This window comes from Pedobacter sp. MC2016-24 (assembly GCF_015223055.1).
Taxonomy (GTDB): Bacteria; Bacteroidota; Bacteroidia; order Sphingobacteriales; family Sphingobacteriaceae; genus Pedobacter.
The window spans coordinates 713,022-728,066 of sequence record NZ_JADFBX010000001.1 but is presented as its reverse complement, the minus strand read 5'-3'; the positions used below and the strand labels follow the sequence as shown (position 1 = coordinate 728,066).

Annotated in this window: 15 protein-coding genes; 8 read left to right on the top strand and 7 right to left on the bottom strand. The window is 41.2% G+C overall.

Annotated elements, in window-relative coordinates:
• Nucleotides 1-46: 46 nt before the first annotated feature.
• From bla to IM797_RS03305, 3 genes are all read left to right on the top strand, one after another.
• Entirely contained in the window at nucleotides 47-964 is a 918-nt protein-coding gene (gene bla / locus IM797_RS03315) for a class A beta-lactamase, subclass A2 (RefSeq protein WP_194125655.1), read from the top strand.
• A gap of 36 nt (nucleotides 965-1,000) precedes the next feature.
• Complete coding sequence (locus IM797_RS03310; RefSeq protein WP_194125654.1) at nucleotides 1,001-1,519, top strand: hypothetical protein; 519 nt, start codon at nucleotides 1,001-1,003, stop codon at nucleotides 1,517-1,519.
• 65 nt (nucleotides 1,520-1,584) lie between these two features.
• The gene (locus IM797_RS03305) at nucleotides 1,585-2,367 is read left to right on the top strand and encodes a DUF3050 domain-containing protein (RefSeq protein WP_194125653.1); all 783 of its coding nucleotides are present in this window, start codon (nucleotides 1,585-1,587) and stop codon (nucleotides 2,365-2,367) included.
• A gap of 4 nt (nucleotides 2,368-2,371) precedes the next feature.
• On the opposite strand, the gene IM797_RS03300 is transcribed toward IM797_RS03305, so the two are convergent.
• Nucleotides 2,372-4,303, bottom strand: a complete 1,932-nt coding sequence (locus IM797_RS03300; RefSeq protein WP_194125652.1) for a DUF2207 domain-containing protein — start codon at nucleotides 4,301-4,303, stop codon at nucleotides 2,372-2,374.
• A gap of 4 nt (nucleotides 4,304-4,307) precedes the next feature.
• Entirely contained in the window at nucleotides 4,308-4,859 is a 552-nt protein-coding gene (locus tag IM797_RS03295) for a LemA family protein (RefSeq protein WP_194125651.1), read from the bottom strand.
• Between the two features lie 200 nt (nucleotides 4,860-5,059).
• Between IM797_RS03295 and IM797_RS03290 the strand changes: the two genes are divergently transcribed.
• Genes IM797_RS03290 through IM797_RS03280 form a run of 3 tightly spaced genes read left to right on the top strand, consistent with a single transcriptional unit; the run spans nucleotide 5,060 to nucleotide 9,924 of the window.
• Nucleotides 5,060-7,294, top strand: a complete 2,235-nt coding sequence (locus IM797_RS03290) for a transferrin receptor-like dimerization domain-containing protein (protein ID WP_194125650.1) — start codon at nucleotides 5,060-5,062, stop codon at nucleotides 7,292-7,294.
• A gap of 49 nt (nucleotides 7,295-7,343) precedes the next feature.
• Nucleotides 7,344-9,458, top strand: a complete 2,115-nt coding sequence (locus IM797_RS03285; RefSeq protein WP_194125649.1) for a prolyl oligopeptidase family protein — start codon at nucleotides 7,344-7,346, stop codon at nucleotides 9,456-9,458.
• Nucleotides 9,459-9,489: 31 nt separating this feature from the next.
• A complete protein-coding gene (locus IM797_RS03280) occupies nucleotides 9,490-9,924 on the top strand; it encodes a nuclear transport factor 2 family protein (protein WP_228098698.1) in 435 nt (144 codons plus the stop codon).
• Nucleotides 9,925-9,955: 31 nt separating this feature from the next.
• Here the strand turns inward: IM797_RS03280 and IM797_RS03275 are convergent, their stop codons facing one another.
• On the bottom strand, nucleotides 9,956-10,438 hold the full coding sequence (locus IM797_RS03275) for a redoxin domain-containing protein (protein WP_194125648.1): 483 nt from the start codon (nucleotides 10,436-10,438) through the stop codon (nucleotides 9,956-9,958).
• A 100-nt stretch (nucleotides 10,439-10,538) separates the two neighbouring features.
• Here IM797_RS03275 and lspA point away from each other — a divergent pair, with 100 nt between their 5' ends.
• Nucleotides 10,539-11,057 carry a signal peptidase II gene (gene lspA, locus IM797_RS03270; RefSeq protein ID WP_194125647.1) on the top strand — a complete coding sequence of 173 codons (519 nt, stop codon included), beginning with the start codon at nucleotides 10,539-10,541 and terminating at the stop codon, nucleotides 11,055-11,057.
• Here lspA and IM797_RS03265 read toward each other — a convergent pair.
• Genes IM797_RS03265 through IM797_RS03255 form a run of 3 tightly spaced genes read right to left on the bottom strand, consistent with a single transcriptional unit; the run spans nucleotide 11,054 to nucleotide 13,343 of the window.
• On the bottom strand, nucleotides 11,054-12,388 hold the full coding sequence (locus IM797_RS03265; protein WP_194125646.1) for a HAMP domain-containing sensor histidine kinase: 1,335 nt from the start codon (nucleotides 12,386-12,388) through the stop codon (nucleotides 11,054-11,056). The two genes, lspA and IM797_RS03265, sit on opposite strands and share 4 nt — an antisense overlap.
• Nucleotide 12,389: 1 nt before the next feature.
• Nucleotides 12,390-13,064: a response regulator transcription factor gene (locus IM797_RS03260; RefSeq protein ID WP_194125645.1), complete on the bottom strand. Its 675-nt coding sequence runs from the start codon at nucleotides 13,062-13,064 to the stop codon at nucleotides 12,390-12,392.
• Nucleotides 13,065-13,073: 9 nt separating this feature from the next.
• A complete protein-coding gene (locus IM797_RS03255) occupies nucleotides 13,074-13,343 on the bottom strand; it encodes a hypothetical protein (protein ID WP_194125644.1) in 270 nt (89 codons plus the stop codon).
• Nucleotides 13,344-13,576: 233 nt separating this feature from the next.
• Here IM797_RS03255 and IM797_RS03250 point away from each other — a divergent pair, with 233 nt between their 5' ends.
• Entirely contained in the window at nucleotides 13,577-14,152 is a 576-nt protein-coding gene (locus IM797_RS03250; protein WP_194125643.1) for a hypothetical protein, read from the top strand.
• Nucleotides 14,153-14,220: 68 nt separating this feature from the next.
• Here the strand turns inward: IM797_RS03250 and IM797_RS03245 are convergent, their stop codons facing one another.
• Nucleotides 14,221-14,940, bottom strand: a complete 720-nt coding sequence (locus IM797_RS03245) for a DUF4397 domain-containing protein (RefSeq protein ID WP_194125642.1) — start codon at nucleotides 14,938-14,940, stop codon at nucleotides 14,221-14,223.
• Nucleotides 14,941-15,045 lie beyond the last annotated feature (105 nt).

Here is a 15,045-nt window from a genome sequence, read left to right as displayed (position 1 = left end):
TACCTTTGCTGACCATTGAAATGATAACCATTGTAATTGCGCAGATATGAAAAATTTTAAAATTCCTGGTCAGATCAGCATAGTTATATGCTTGCTATTGATTGCAACAAATGGCTTTGGCCAAAAGGGTCAACCAGATTTAAAAAAAACAATTGAAATTATTGCAGGTAAGCATGATGCTAAGATTGGTTTTGCGGTACTTGATCTTCAGCATGGGGACACTGTAGGTTTTAACGGAAAAGTTCATTATCCAATGCAAAGTGTATACAAATTTCATTTGGCACTTGCTGTCCTCAAAAAAGTGGATGAAGGTAAGTTGAAGTTGAATCAACAATTGTGGGTTACACCCAAGGATCTTTTGCCCAATACCTGGAGTCCCCTTAGAGAGAAATACCCCTTGGGAAATGTATCCGTTTCACTTGCTGAAATACTGAGTTATACGGTTTCACAAAGCGACAACAATGGTTGTGATATCTTATTTAGATTACTTGGTGGGCCGGCAAAGGTAAACCAGTTTATCCATCGCATCGGGATTAAAGATGTAGCAATTTTAGCTACTGAAGAGGAAATGCATTTGGATGAGCAGGTTCAGTTTAAGAACTCAAGTACGCCGTTTTCTACTGTTCAGTTGCTGAAGCTATTTTATGATAAAAAAATACTGTCTGAATCTTCTGGCGATTTTCTTTGGGATATCATGGTAAAAGCTTCATCAGGACCTAATAAGATTAAGGGTTTACTTCCCAAAGGAACCATTGTGGCTCATAAAACGGGAAGTTCTGGTGCAAATGCAGCAGGAATCACTGCCGCAAGTAATGATATTGGGGTGGTTACGTTACCAAATGGCAAACATTTTGCGATTGCGGTTTTTGTATCCATGACGAAAGAATCGGAGCAAGTGACGGACCGGATTATTGCAGAATGTAGTAAAGCAGCGTGGGATTATTTATTGGGAAACAAAAGCTAGCTTTTTGCGTTATGCTATCTCAGTATGTTCAATTTTATGTTAAAATATCATTTCCGTTTCTTATTGCTATTCTTTTTCACGTTCATCCTGATTTTGACTTCAAGAGCTCAAATTGTTAAAAAAAGCGACCTAAGCATCTTTCAGCTAACAGAAACCATAGATACTTTAATTACTGGCATTAAAGACATTAAAAAAGAATTGTTGTTTGATCAGCAACAGATGATCTCTTATACTTTCAGTAACAGTAAATTTGAATTTGCGGGTTATGTGCCGCAAAATGTTGATTTGTTAGCTTACAACGGGGTACTGGCTGGTTTTGCTTTTAAAATAACATCGTTTGAAGGACAACAAAAAGTAGCCAGTTATTTGAGCTTAAAGTATAAGGGCCTGGAAGCGGGAGAGGCCAATTGGGAAACGAATTATAAATACAGCAACAGGCGTTTGGCGCTGGAGATGCAATCCATTACGGAAGATCAGTTTAAAAAAGGGGCGAATGGTTGCCTTTCTATTAAACGGGCTGATTTTGCCAAAGCTTATGATGCTTTGAAAAAATAAAAATGACAAAAAGTTTATGCTTGGCTGTGTCATAATTATTTACTTTTGCGCATTATTTAAATAGGATGAATAAAGCGATTCAAAAAATACAGGATGCCATTGAGCCATTAAGACAGGAAATTATTAACCATAAAGTTTATGGCGTAATCAATGACCTTGAAGATCTTAAAATCTTCATGCAATTTCATGTGTATGCCGTATGGGATTTCATGTCCTTATTGAAGTCGCTTCAGATTAACCTGACTTGTACTTCGTTACCCTGGTTTCCGGTTGGTTCTGGTAACATCAGGTACCTTATTAACGAAATCGTAGCAGGTGAAGAATCGGATGTGGATCATTCTGGTGTACGTAAAAGTCATTTTGAAATGTATCTGGATGCCATGGACCAGTGTGGCGCTGACACCGCTGAGATCTATAGTTTTGTAAATGCGTTAAAAGCTGGCGAGGATTTGAATGCTGCTTACCTGACAGCAGGTACGCCTGCCGAAGCAAGGGCTTTTGTAGACTTCACTTTCGAGATCATCAATAGCGGGCAGGCTCATTTACAGGCCAGTACTTTTACTTTTGGTCGCGAAGATTTGATTCCAAACATGTTTTTGTCAATTGTTAACGATTTAAACCAGAAGTTTCCGGATCAGATTTCCTTATTTAAGTACTACCTGGATCGTCATATTGAAGTGGATGGTGATCACCATAGCCATCTGGCTTTGGAAATGACTGCCGACCTCTGTAGCGACAATCAAGCCTATTGGGAAGCTGCAGAAACCGCCAGCATCGAATCCTTGAAAAAAAGACTTTTGCTTTGGGATGGCGCTTTTGAAATGATCAAGGCCAAAAGTCTGGTTTAACTGTTTACCAGCCGCCCCCGCCTCCGCCACCACCTCCACCACCGGATGATCCACTGTCGCTGCTGCCGGAACTCCAGCTGGAACTTCCGGACGAGCCGGATGATGATCCTGTATCCGGTCTGCTGTCGCTAACTGCGCTGTTAAAAGGCTGTATAAAACCAGCCGCCATGTTTCTGTGATTGAAATTGTCACCTTCATACCAGTCGGGCAAGTAGTCTGCGTCATTTAAAATGCTTTCAAATTTAGCAGCCCAGGCATTTTCTACATCCAGTGCCAGTGCATAGGGCAGGAATTTCTCAAATAATGCAGGCGTTAAATCCGGTGGATTCAGAATGTTCAAGCGGTCTGCTTCTGCGGTTTCCAGATACATTTTAAAGCCTTTGATTTGATTGATCACTGTTGAACCGGCTTCTGTAGGCGCTTTGATCAGGAAAATATACAGAACAAACATGGGGATACTGACCGTAAAAAAAATGGTGGAAAGTAGGGGTAAGTGAGCCAGGCTGCCGAATATCATGAACAGCGGACCACCACCAAATCCTGCTCCCCAGACGATTAAGAAAATAGCTGCTGCCTTTGAGGTTTTAAACATTCTGATGCCGGAAATGAAACATGCGCCGCCAATTACAATAAAAGGGCTGAGAAACAATAAGGTTAGTGGCCCACCTTTTTCTACAAAAATCATAAAGATGACATTTGCTCCAATCGTAATTCCAATCGCCTTCATGAGGTGTGCCTTATGCTCAACAAAGAATTCCTTTAAATTTAATTGCGGTTTAAGCCGTTCCCGATGTGCATTCTTTCCGGCATTGATGGTAGCACCGTTGGCTTTGTTGATGTAGATTCTTTTTTTCGTATTTAAAAAGCGGAAATAAATGGCCTCTTCTTCATTAGATAGTGAATTGGTCAGACCGGTAGACCGCTCTATTGCATAATCTTCTTTTTTACCTATTCCCTTACTAATTTTAATGACTTTTTTTACAGCCATATTGATGATGGAAATGGCAAATGATTTGTCGTCGATTTTTTTCTTGTAAAAATACCGGAGCAGGGCGGGCGACCAGTCGTTTGGCACTTTGAACGTAGGAATGACAACTTTCTCCTTTGGATCGCGACCGTAACGTGACCAACTTATGTAATAATACGCTGCAAGTCCAATCAGCAAAACAAAAGTTAGGGCAATTTTAAGGAAATCGTTAAAAAATAATGCCAATGCAGAAGGTCTTTGAATTACGTTCCTGGTAAATGCCTCGGCTATGGTAAAACCTTCACCACTGTTCAGTTCTGCAACGGTTTTAAAGGTTACAGAATGGTCTGGATTTACAGTGATGTTGCAATTTTTAGCCTTAGAACCTGTAGGGCCGGTATAACAGGCAGTATTGCCGGGCATAGCAGCTTTGGGAAGTACAATGGTTGCCGATGCGCTGTCTATTCTGAATGACCATTCACTGCCGGTTACGTTCCAATAAATTTCGTCATAATCCTCAAAAAAGCCAACCTGTCCCTTGGTTTCGTAATTGATTTCATAGGCGTAAACCCCGGGGTCCAGGATGATGTCTTCATTACCTATATATATACTACGCGCTCCATTGTCTTTCTTCGTTTTGTAGTTTTCCTTTTTTCCATCTCTTAAAATGCTGGTTATTTTAAAATCAGCCGATTTCTTTTGTCCGAAAATGTCTTTTCTGAAAATGGGTATTGTTCGGACCAGACCGCGTTTAATTTCTGAACCCGATGCATAAACTTTGATTTTCTCGCTCACATACATCATTCCGGTACTGTCTATCCGGATGTCAGAATGAAAGGACATGATTCTTTCAGTGGTGTTTTGTGGCTCCGGGTAAGTTTCCTGAGCGCAGGCAGTGCGGCTAGCGTTACCGATTAAGAACAAAAGAACAAGAAGTCCGATGCCTGAAGATAAAGTTCTGGAGATCATGTGGCTATTTGAATGAAACGTTTAGGGATTCGCGTTCTTCGGTATTGCTGATTTCAAAGAAGATGCCATCTTTAAAACCAAATGCAGAGGCAATCAGATTTCCTGGGAAGGACTGTACCGAGATGTTGTTTTCGCGGACGGTGCCATTGTAATACCTTCTGGAAAGTTCAATCTCGGTTTCCAAAGTTTCCAGTTGGGTTTGAAGTTGCAGGAAATTGGTATTTGCTTTTAAGTCCGGATAGTTTTCTGCAATGACCATTAACCGGGTAATTTGTTGCGACAGGTTGTTTTCTGTATCTATCTTTTCCTGACTTTGGGCCTTTTGCCCTGCCTCAGAACGGAGAACAGTAAGGTTTTGCAATACTCTTTGTTCATATCCTGCATAACCTTTAACAGTCTCGACCAGGTTTGGAATTAGCTCGTGCCGCTTTTTGAGGTAGACATCAATGCCACTCCAAGCCTCGTTCATCCGATTTTTCCGGCGTACCAATTGGTTGTAATAGTAAATGCCGCCACAAATAAGCAGGCATATCAGGGCAATAGAAATATATAACATAGGCAGGTTCAAGATAGAAATTATTATGAATTAATAAAAATGGGTTTATTATTAAATCTATTAATTTAGTAGTCTTTATTCTGTATCTTTGTGGTAAGGTCACATTGTCGTAATTATTAAGGGTATTTTGTTATCTTTAATTAATTATTGTTGGCTGGTGAAATTGAAGATTCTATGGATAAACTTTTACACAACAAAGCATGAAAACACAGGGGGTAATTTTGGCTTTGCTTTTAGCGGCCAATTCCAATGGGCTATTTGCTCAAACAACTGATTTGCGGGGATTCAGTTCAAAATCCTCCGTATTACAACGTACTTTAGAAGAGCGCTTTGACCAGCAGCTGAATGCTGCAAACATTGGTCGTACCATTAAGGAGCTGAGTGCAAAACCACATCATTTGGGGTCTGAACAGGGTAAAATCGTAGCCGAAACCATTTTAAAGCGATTTAAGGATTATGGTTGGCTGGATAGCAAGATTGAACGTTATGAGGTGTTGTTTCCAACACCGAAAACCAGGGTGCTGACTTTGACTGAACCCATTCAGTTTACAGCAAGCTTAAAAGAACCGGCTTATGCTGACGATGCCAGCTCCGGACAATCGGGTCAGTTGCCTGCTTATAATGCCTGGGGCGCAGATGGCGATGTGACCGGAGAACTGATTTATGTAAATTTTGGTTTGCCCGAGGACTATGATCGATTGGAAAAGTTGGGACTAAATGTTTCAGGTAAAATTGTGATTGCGAGATATGGAAGGTCGTGGCGCGGACTTAAACCTAAACTGGCCTATGAAAGAGGAGCCATTGGTTGTATCATTTACTCCGATCCCAAAGAAGATGGATATTATAAAGGTGATGTTTATCCGGCAGGTCCTTTTAAAAATGAAAATGCCGCTCAAAGGGGTTCGGTACTGGATGTGATGGTGCAACCCGGTGATCCTTTAACACCAGGAATCGCGGCTACGCAAACGGCAGAAAGGATACTTAAGGAAGATGCGCAGAGCATTTTGAAAATACCGGTTTTGCCCATTAGCTATCATGATGCTTTGCCTTTATTGTCTGCCCTTGATGGTCCTGTAGCACCCGAAAGCTGGCGCGGAGCCTTGCCGATTACGTATCACATCGGTGCCGGACGTGCTAAAGTACATTTGAAAGTAGCATCCAACTGGAACCGCGTATCGGCTTACAATGTGATCGCGAAAATTAAAGGGACAGTTTATCCGGATCAATGGGTCGTTCGTGGTAACCATCATGATGCCTGGGTAAATGGGGCTGCTGACCCGGTAAGCGGACTTGCTGCCCTGCTGGAAGAAGCAAAAGCCATTGGCGCATTGCTCAAAACGGGTTATAAACCAAAAAGAACATTGGTGTATTGTGCCTGGGATGGTGAGGAGCCTGGTTTGCTCGGTTCTACAGAATGGGTGGAAGATCATGCAGATGAACTCAGCCGCAAAGCGGTAGCTTATATCAATACCGATGGAAACGGGCGTGGTTTTCTAAAGGCCGGTGGGGCCCAGCAATTGGCAAGTCTGGTGACCGATATTGCACAGGAAGTGCCTGATCCTCAGACCCAGGTTAGTGTGTTGGAAAGGCGCAAATCGCATGATCTGGTGACAGGTACGACTTTGAAGTTAAAAAAAGAGCGCTTTGATCTGAATAAATTTCCTTTGGATGCCCTGGGTACAGGATCGGATTATTCGCCTTTCTTTCAACACCTTGGTATTCCTTCGCTTAATTTTGAGTTTGAAGGCGAAGATGAAGGTGGAGAATACCATACTAATTTTGATTCGTATGAGGATTATGTCCGCTTTAAGGACCGTAACTTTGATTATGGAATTACGCTGGCCAAAGTGACCGGGCGCACCTTGTTGCGCCTGGCTGAAGCGGATGTTTTACCTTTTGAATATGCTGATCTTCATGTGGCATTGAAAGGCTATGTTCAGGAGTTAATTAAGCTGGGCGATGATTTACGTGAAAGTAATGCGCAGGAAAACCGTTTGATCAATGAAGGTAAATACCAGCAGGCAGCAGATCCTTTGACAGTTTTTTACGTTCCACGCAATAAGCCTGTGGTGCCGGAACTTGATTTTGCCAATCTGGATAAAGCGATTGCTGCACTCGGCAAATCGGTTGAAAACGTTTCATTACGTGCGACAAAGGCATTACAGGATAAAAAAGAACGCGCGGGCCTAAGTGAAATCCTATATCAGGCCGAACGTCAGTTGCTGCTTACAGCCGGGTTACCGCAAAGACCCTGGTATAAACACAGCTTGTATGCACCTGGTTTGCATACGGGTTACAGCGTAAAAACCTTGCCAGGTATTCGCGAAGCGATAGAGCAGGGCGACTGGTTCGAAGTGACGAAGCAAGTAGATCTGACTGCTGAACGCATCCAGCAACTGGCTGTTTTTTTGGCTACCGGACTGGGAACAAAATGATAGATTTCTTTTTTTAATTCCTAAATTCGGAATTGAAAAACATCAGGAAATGATTTCATTAAAAAACAGTTTAATCTTATTGGGCTTGCTGCCACTATCAGGCATGGCCCAGCAAAAAATAACAATGACCTACCCACAGACGAAAAGAACAGAAATTAAAGATACTTATTTTGAAACCGTAGTTGCAGATCCATACCGTTGGTTGGAAGATGACCGTGCTGAAGATACCAAAGCCTGGGTAATTGAACAAAACGCCGTAACCAGGGCATATTTTTCTAAAATTCCTTATCGGAATGCGATTAAAGATCGTTTAACCAAGCTAATGAATTACGAAAAGTATTCGCAGCCATTTAAAGAGGGGGCTTATACCTATTATTCTAAAAATACAGGCTTACAGAATCAAAGTGTATTGTACCGGGAAAAGGATGGTGTTTCGGAAGTATTTCTGGACCCCAATACTTTTTCGAAAGACGGCTCGACTTCATTGGCCGGAGTCAATTTTTCAAAAGACGGGAGCTTGCTTGCCTATCAGATTTCAGAAGGCGGGTCGGACTGGACTAAGGTTATTGTACTTCATGCTGCTGATAAAAGTGTGATTGGCGAGACCCTGGTCGATGTGAAGTTCTCGGGGATTGCCTGGAAAGGGAATGATGGTTTTTATTACAGCAGCTATGACAAGCCTAAAGCTGGCAGCCAACTTTCTGGCTTAACACAACACCATAAATTGTATTATCACAAATTGGGTACGGCACAGGCTGATGACGTGTTGATTTTTGGTGGTGACCAGACACCCAGGCGTTATGTAAGTGCGGATTTGACTGAAGATCAGCATTACCTGATCATTTCTGCTGCAAATTCTACTTCCGGCAATGAATTGTATATACAGGATTTAAAAAGTCCGGGTTCTGCAATTGTGCCTGTGGTAACTGATTTTGAAAAGAACCACAGTGTAATTGCCAATATGGGCAGTAAATTATACATCTACACGAACTTAAATGCACCGAATGGTAAGGTGGTAACGGTAGATGCAGGCAACGCGAAACCGGAAAACTGGAAGGATTTAATTGCAGAGACTAAAAATGTATTGACACCTGCTACTGGTGGTGGCCGCATTTTTGCCAATTACATTAAGGATGCTGTATCAGTGGTATTGCAGTACCAGATGGATGGTAAGCTGGAACATGAAATTAAACTTCCGGGACTGGGTACAGCTACTGGTTTTGGCAGTAAAGAAGGGGATAAGGATTTGTACTATACGTTTACCTCTTACGTTTATCCGACAACGATCTTTAAATATACCATAGCCTCCGGGAAATCGGACCTATATAAAAAGTCGGGTGTTGATTTTAATCCGGACAATTACGAGTCGAAACAGATATTTTATACTTCTAAGGATGGGACCAAGGTACCCATGATCATCACTTATAAAAAGGGCTTGGTATTGAACGGGCAAAATCCGACGGTGCTGTATGGTTACGGAGGCTTTAACATCAGCCTGACGCCAAGCTTCAATACCGCAAATATCATTTTACTGGATCAGGGGGGTATTTATGCGGTTGCCAATTTGAGAGGTGGAGGCGAATATGGTGAAGAATGGCATTTGGCCGGTACCAAATTAAAAAAGCAAAATGTGTTTGATGATTTTATTGCAGCAGCAGATTATCTGATCACCAATAAATATACGTCTAAGGATTATCTGGCCAGCATGGGTGGTTCTAATGGTGGTTTACTTGTGGGTGCAACTTTAGCACAGCGTCCGGATCTTTTCAAAGTAGCTTTTCCGGCAGTAGGGGTGATGGATATGTTGCGTTATCACCAGTTTACTGCTGGTGCAGGCTGGAGCTACGATTATGGAACTTCGGCAGACTCGAAAGAAATGTTTGATTATTTGTACCGCTATTCTCCGGTACATGCTTTAAAACCGGGAGTGAAATATCCGGCAACATTGGTTACTACTGCTGATCATGACGACCGCGTGGTACCTGCGCATTCGTTTAAGTTTGCTGCTACCTTACAGAAAGACCAGGCTGGCGATGCGCCGGTACTAATCAGTATACAAACCAATGCGGGACACGGAGCCGGAAAACCGACAGATAAAGCTATTGAGGAAATTGCTGACCGATGGGCTTTTATGTTTTATAACATGGGCCTGAAGTATAAATAACCTAATCTTTTAACCTTAATACAACGAGCATATGATGAAGAAACCAATCACTTTAATTATTTTAATGTTTATGACGCTATTTGCCACGGCACAACAATCTAAAGAGGAAACTAAAGTAGCTGCGGCTGTGGAGAAAATGAGACTGGCTATGATTAGTGGAAATAAAGCCGATCTGGAAAGTATCGCAGCGGATAACCTGACATATGAGCATTCTAATCTTAGACTTCAGCATAAAGCTGATTTTGTAGAGGCAATTGCTACTAAAAAGTCGGACTTTTTGAAAATTGATTTGCTGGACCAGACCATCACAGTTGCAGGAAATACGGCCATTGTGAGACATGTCTTAAAAGCAGATTCTAACGATGGTGGGGTTCCAGGTAAAGTAAGTCTTGGAATTGTACTGGTTTGGGAAAAACAAAAAGGGGACTGGAAATTATTAGCCAGACGCGCGTTTAAAGTAAACTAGCCCCTGGCTATATGTTAAGGACGTAGCTAAATTACTTGAATAATTTGAAGAATTTAGCTACGTCTTTTTCATTGCTGGAATAAAGAATTAGTTTCCGGTCTTTACCATAAAGATATAACGAAGGATATTGTTTGGGTTGGAATAAAGGGATGAATACATGATCCTTATCCTGTAAAACCGTCACATTTTTAAGTTCTTTTAAGGGCTTTGCAAAGTTATCCATAAAATAATTGATCGAACGTTGCTCATCCTGAGTAATCATATACATCTGAACTCCGGTAATTTCTTTGCTTCTTGAAGAGACTTCTTTAGCCACCTTCTGGCAATGCTCACAGGTCGCATCAAAAAACATCAGTAATGATTTAGTGCCTTTGGAAAATTGATCGGTCGTAAATACCTTACCGTCTGAAGTGTAAAATTGTGCTTTGGGCAGACTGGCACCGGGTGTTAAAGCTTGTGCAAATGTGCTGAAAGACAATGCTGCTATTATAAAAGATAAAAGAAGTCTTTTCATGATGAATAGTTGTTTTTTGCTAATATCTAATTCTATTTGATGTTTTGTGTCATATGAATTCAAAAAAAGTATCCCTATATTTATCAAATAAGCAATTGCGATGAAGGTAAGAGAAATAAGTGACCTGCTAATCAGGGTTTTAATCCTGGTATTTATCCTTTTTAATATTGGATGTGACCAGGTGACTAAAAATATGGTGCGGGAGCGGGTAGATTATCATGCAAACATTAAAGTTATTAATGACCACATTACCTTAACCAAGGTAGAAAATACAGGCGCTTTTTTAAGTGCCGGAGATACTTTAAGTGCGCCACTTAAGTTTGTGCTGCTTACCCTTTTACCACTACTGACACTTCTTTTTGGCCTCTATATGGTGATGCGAAAACAAAACATGCCTGCAATATTAGTTGTCGGGATCTGTTTTGTAATTGGTGGGGGTGTCGGCAATTTGTACGACCGGATTATTTATGGCTCTGTGACGGACTTTTTACATATTGATTTCGTGATTTTTCAAACCGGGGTTTTCAATGTTGCCGATATGTCTATTATGGCAGGAATGGCCCTGATCATCATCAACTCTTTTTATAAAAAAGAGATTTTAACGCCAACTGAAGCTTAAGCTTTTGTTTTGTACGTTTCTTTTGGGAAAGTTAAAGTAAAGGTTGTTCCTGTCCCTGGCATAGATTTGACCTGGATGTCGATGTTGTGATACAAACCAATACTCTTTACAATAGAAAGCCCTAAGCCATGTCCTACATTTTCTGAAAGGTTAGTCTTTCTGAAGCGGTCAAAAATGAAAGGAAGTTCGTCGGCTGAGATGCCGATTCCGGTGTCTGATAAAATGATGACATCATCACCCTGGGCAGAAACTTTACTTTCAATAAGGATACTGCCATTTTCCACGTTGTATTTAATGGCATTGTTGATCAGGTTGTAAAACAATTGAAAGAGCAGATCTTTATTGATTCCTGTTAAAGCCTTTTCGACTTCGAGCCTGACCGTGATCGTCAGGTTTTTTTCTTCCAGACGGTGACTGATTTCTTCAATCACCTCATTGACCAGGTCGATTGGTCTGGCTGTGTATGATTTTGCAAATTGTTCGTTTTCAATACGTGAGATCAGCAGCAAAGCATTTGAAATTTTCTTTAACCTGTTGAGCGTTTTCATCATTTCAACAATCCGCATGATGGCAGCGTCACTGAGTTCCTCGTCGTCAATCAGGTTCTCCATCTTATTTTGCAGGATGCTGATCGGCGTCATGAGCTCGTGCGAGGCATTTGCTGTAAATTCCCTTTCTTTCTCAAAGGCATCGTTAATTTGATCCATCAATAAGATTAAAGACTCGTCGAGGTATTTAAAATCATCAGTTGACGTTTGCACAGGAGGAGAGTGGTCTTTAAACGGGAACTTTCTGTTGATGAGTTTAGAACTGATGATTTTGCCTAAAGGGCGAATGAGTATGCGGGTAAATAAAAGATCGAATAGCAAACTGAGCGCAATCAGACCCATGAGCACAAACAAAGCAATGCGCTGCAATGGTTTGTTGTATTGATTAATGCTAGTGGTCGTTTTACCAATTTCAAGCAGGTAGTTCTTATGCTTATAATTGAAGGTGTGGATGAGGATCCTATAAGTAAGTGTGTCCTTTTCTACCAGTCGCTGCGCAACTTTGATGGTGTCGATGTGCAGATTTTGAGAGTCTGGCTCTAAGGCAATGTATTCTTCTTTCAGCATGGTATAGCTGCCGTAACTGTTGTCGCCTTGCAAATAATGATTTACGCCGTTTTTATTGACAATACTGATTACTTTTTCCTGTTGCCGGCGCAAGGAATAATTGGTGTATTCAGACACGATCCCATCAACCAGAAAAGGTAAGGAAATGATAAATAACAATACCACAGCCAGTTTAGAGCCGGTAATGAATAAAATTAATTTGGAGGATAATTTCACGTTATTTTTTAATTCTATAGCCTACGCCACGAACAGTTTCCAGGAAATCCGTGGGTGCCCAGGCATTTAGTTTCTTCCTGATGTTCTTGATGTGTGCGTCAATATAATTGGAATCATAATCATCATCGGCAAAAGTGCCCCAAATGTGTTCGCTGAGCTGCATTCTCGTCAATACCCGATTGCTGTGGAGGAAAAGATAACTGAGCAAATCAAATTCCTTTCTGGACAACTCAATTTGATCTGCATTGAAAAAGATCATTCTTTTTTGAAGGTCAAGGCTGAAGGTGCCCAACGGCAACAGTTCTTCCTTAACGTTAAATTTTCTACGGGATATGGCCTGCATGCGGCTTTGCAATTCCAATAATGAGAAAGGTTTGGGCAGGTAGTCATCGGCACCAAGATCCAAACCTGCAATGCGGTCTTCCAGATTACCCCGGGCTGTAAGAATAATATACGCTGCATCTGGATTGTGTTTTTTTGCTTTCGGTAGTAAGCTTAAGCCATCCCCGTCAGGCAAACCAAGATCAAGTAAAATGAAATCATAACTGTTTGCTTCAATTTTATCAAGCCCATCCTTAATGTTATGTGCCAGATCACAGATGTAAAAGGCCTTTTTAAGAAAGTCTTCCATTTCATAGGCCAGCGTTTTTTCATCTTCAACAATTAAAACTTTCATGCCTGTATTTTAGTTTTTTCCTTTACGATCTCTGGATCGGTCATCTTTTTTATCTGACTTCACTTCTTCCGGCTTTTCCTGTTTTCTGGATTGCGGAACTTCTTTGACTTCAGGTTTTTTGTCCTTGCCTTGCTCTTGCTTTTTGTCTTTTTTGTCCTGATAAAAATTGATGCCATCAAAGGAAGGCACAGCTGCTTTTCTACCGGCTGTAGACAACAGGGGAAGCCATATGATCAATAGGACTATTAAGACAGAACGGTATAAGCGATTCATGTTCATGATGTAAATATAAAGAAAGTTTGCCTCTTGCGAGGCAAACTGACATCCCCTGCTATAAAACACGATGTGTTTATCATCTGCGCCACTTTATTAGCTACAAAGGTGTGTGCTGAACATGAAATTAACATGAAAAAGAAAAAGAAATAATAATTCGAAAATTTCATGTTGATTTCATGTTCGGTATGGAGATTTGACTTAACAACACACAAATGAAACTTATAAAGTATAATGTTATGAAAAAGTTAATGGTATTAGGGATGCTGGGTATATTGGGATGGTTACCCTATCAGGCTTCAGCTCAGATCAGCGTAAGTTTAAATATTGGATCTCAGCCATTATGGGGTCCGGTGGGTTATGATTATGTAGATAATTATTACCTGCCTGATGTGGAGTGCTATTATAATGTACCCACCCGCAGATTTATTTACATGGACAACAACCGGTGGATTCATTCCGCTTCCCTGCCTTCGAGGTATAGAGGCTACGATTTGTACAGCGGATATAAAGTCGTGGTGAACTCGAGAGACCCATATCGTAATTTTGACAGGGATAGGGTAGCTTATGCCAGATACAGATCTGTAAGAGGTCAGCAAGTGATCCGTTATAGCAACGATTCCAGGTATTATGTGGTTAAAGGACACCCGCACGGAATGGGATCCAGACCTTCAAGGGTTAGGGAAAACGACTGGAACAGGGGCAGGGGTCACGACTATAGAGGTAATGATCGTAGAGATAACGACCACAGAGATCATGATCGTGGGCATGGTAGAGGCGATCGTGGTGATCACGGTGGTAGAGGAAGACATTAACCAACAAACACACACAAATAAACCCAAGGGTGCTTGCGCAAGTAAGCACCCTTTTTTATTGGGTATTGTTATTGGTTTGTAACTACTTTGATTTGAATTTTCTGGTCGCCTTCGGCAGCCGTAACCATACCTACAGCCATAACGGTGTATGTTTTTCCAGCCTTCAATTCAAAAGTCAAATCGTTTTCTCCAACGGCATTGCCATTTGCTTTGTTTTTAAGCTGGAAAGTATAAGATTTGGCTTCTGTTTCGATAAAGCTACTTACCGCTTTATAAGCCTGATCCGGAATTAATGCGGTTGCCACATCTTTTACATTAAGGTTAAGTGCAGGGGCGTCTGGAGACAGGTTCACAAATCTGACAAAAGCTTTAGCAGATGCTGTATTGTTGATCTGATCCGGCGTCAGCAAATAATCCATATTGGTGGATTTATTGATCAGAAAAAGAGAATACGCCTTATTGGCTTCTAATGAAACGGATTTGCTTATTAGCGGATCAGTGCTGCTTGCTGTAGTGAATTTTACAGTATGCGCGCCAGGCGTTGCCTGAAAATAACCTACTGCAGCGCCAAAAGATAGAGGGCCGGCATTGGTTATTTTAGTCTGGTCTACATAGGCATTGAATGTAGCTAAAGTCGGCGTAGCGTTTACGATGCTTAAATAGGAGATTTCAACCACCGGTGCTGTGTCCTTAGAGCAGGATTGCATGAAAAAAGTTGTTGCTGCAAGGATGGAGCAAGTCAGTGAAGTACGTAATCGCGCTGGGATCATCTTGGTAAAATTGTTCATATCAATATTAGGTTTTTTGTTTGTATTTGCCTTTAAGACGAGAATTAACTTTATAACGCTACATTTCCAGGTAGAGATATCTCGAAAAAGTAATAAAATAATGTA

What these genes read in the sequence shown, in the direction of transcription:
- IM797_RS03250 (WP_194125643.1), top strand. Translation starts at nt 13,577, where the DNA reads ATGAAAAAGTTAATGGTATTAGGGATGCTGGGTATATTGGGATGGTTA.
- IM797_RS03245 (WP_194125642.1), bottom strand. Translation starts at nt 14,940, where the DNA reads ATGAACAATTTTACCAAGATGATCCCAGCGCGATTACGTACTTCACTG.
- IM797_RS03275 (WP_194125648.1), bottom strand. Translation starts at nt 10,438, where the DNA reads ATGAAAAGACTTCTTTTATCTTTTATAATAGCAGCATTGTCTTTCAGC.
- IM797_RS03255 (WP_194125644.1), bottom strand. Translation starts at nt 13,343, where the DNA reads ATGAACATGAATCGCTTATACCGTTCTGTCTTAATAGTCCTATTGATC.
- lspA (WP_194125647.1), top strand. Translation starts at nt 10,539, where the DNA reads ATGAAGGTAAGAGAAATAAGTGACCTGCTAATCAGGGTTTTAATCCTG.
- IM797_RS03295 (WP_194125651.1), bottom strand. Translation starts at nt 4,859, where the DNA reads ATGTTATATATTTCTATTGCCCTGATATGCCTGCTTATTTGTGGCGGC.
- IM797_RS03300 (WP_194125652.1), bottom strand. Translation starts at nt 4,303, where the DNA reads ATGATCTCCAGAACTTTATCTTCAGGCATCGGACTTCTTGTTCTTTTG.
- IM797_RS03305 (WP_194125653.1), top strand. Translation starts at nt 1,585, where the DNA reads ATGAATAAAGCGATTCAAAAAATACAGGATGCCATTGAGCCATTAAGA.
- IM797_RS03310 (WP_194125654.1), top strand. Translation starts at nt 1,001, where the DNA reads ATGTTAAAATATCATTTCCGTTTCTTATTGCTATTCTTTTTCACGTTC.
- IM797_RS03285 (WP_194125649.1), top strand. Translation starts at nt 7,344, where the DNA reads ATGATTTCATTAAAAAACAGTTTAATCTTATTGGGCTTGCTGCCACTA.
- IM797_RS03280 (WP_228098698.1), top strand. Translation starts at nt 9,490, where the DNA reads ATGATGAAGAAACCAATCACTTTAATTATTTTAATGTTTATGACGCTA.
- bla (WP_194125655.1), top strand. Translation starts at nt 47, where the DNA reads ATGAAAAATTTTAAAATTCCTGGTCAGATCAGCATAGTTATATGCTTG.
- IM797_RS03290 (WP_194125650.1), top strand. Translation starts at nt 5,060, where the DNA reads ATGAAAACACAGGGGGTAATTTTGGCTTTGCTTTTAGCGGCCAATTCC.
- IM797_RS03260 (WP_194125645.1), bottom strand. Translation starts at nt 13,064, where the DNA reads ATGAAAGTTTTAATTGTTGAAGATGAAAAAACGCTGGCCTATGAAATG.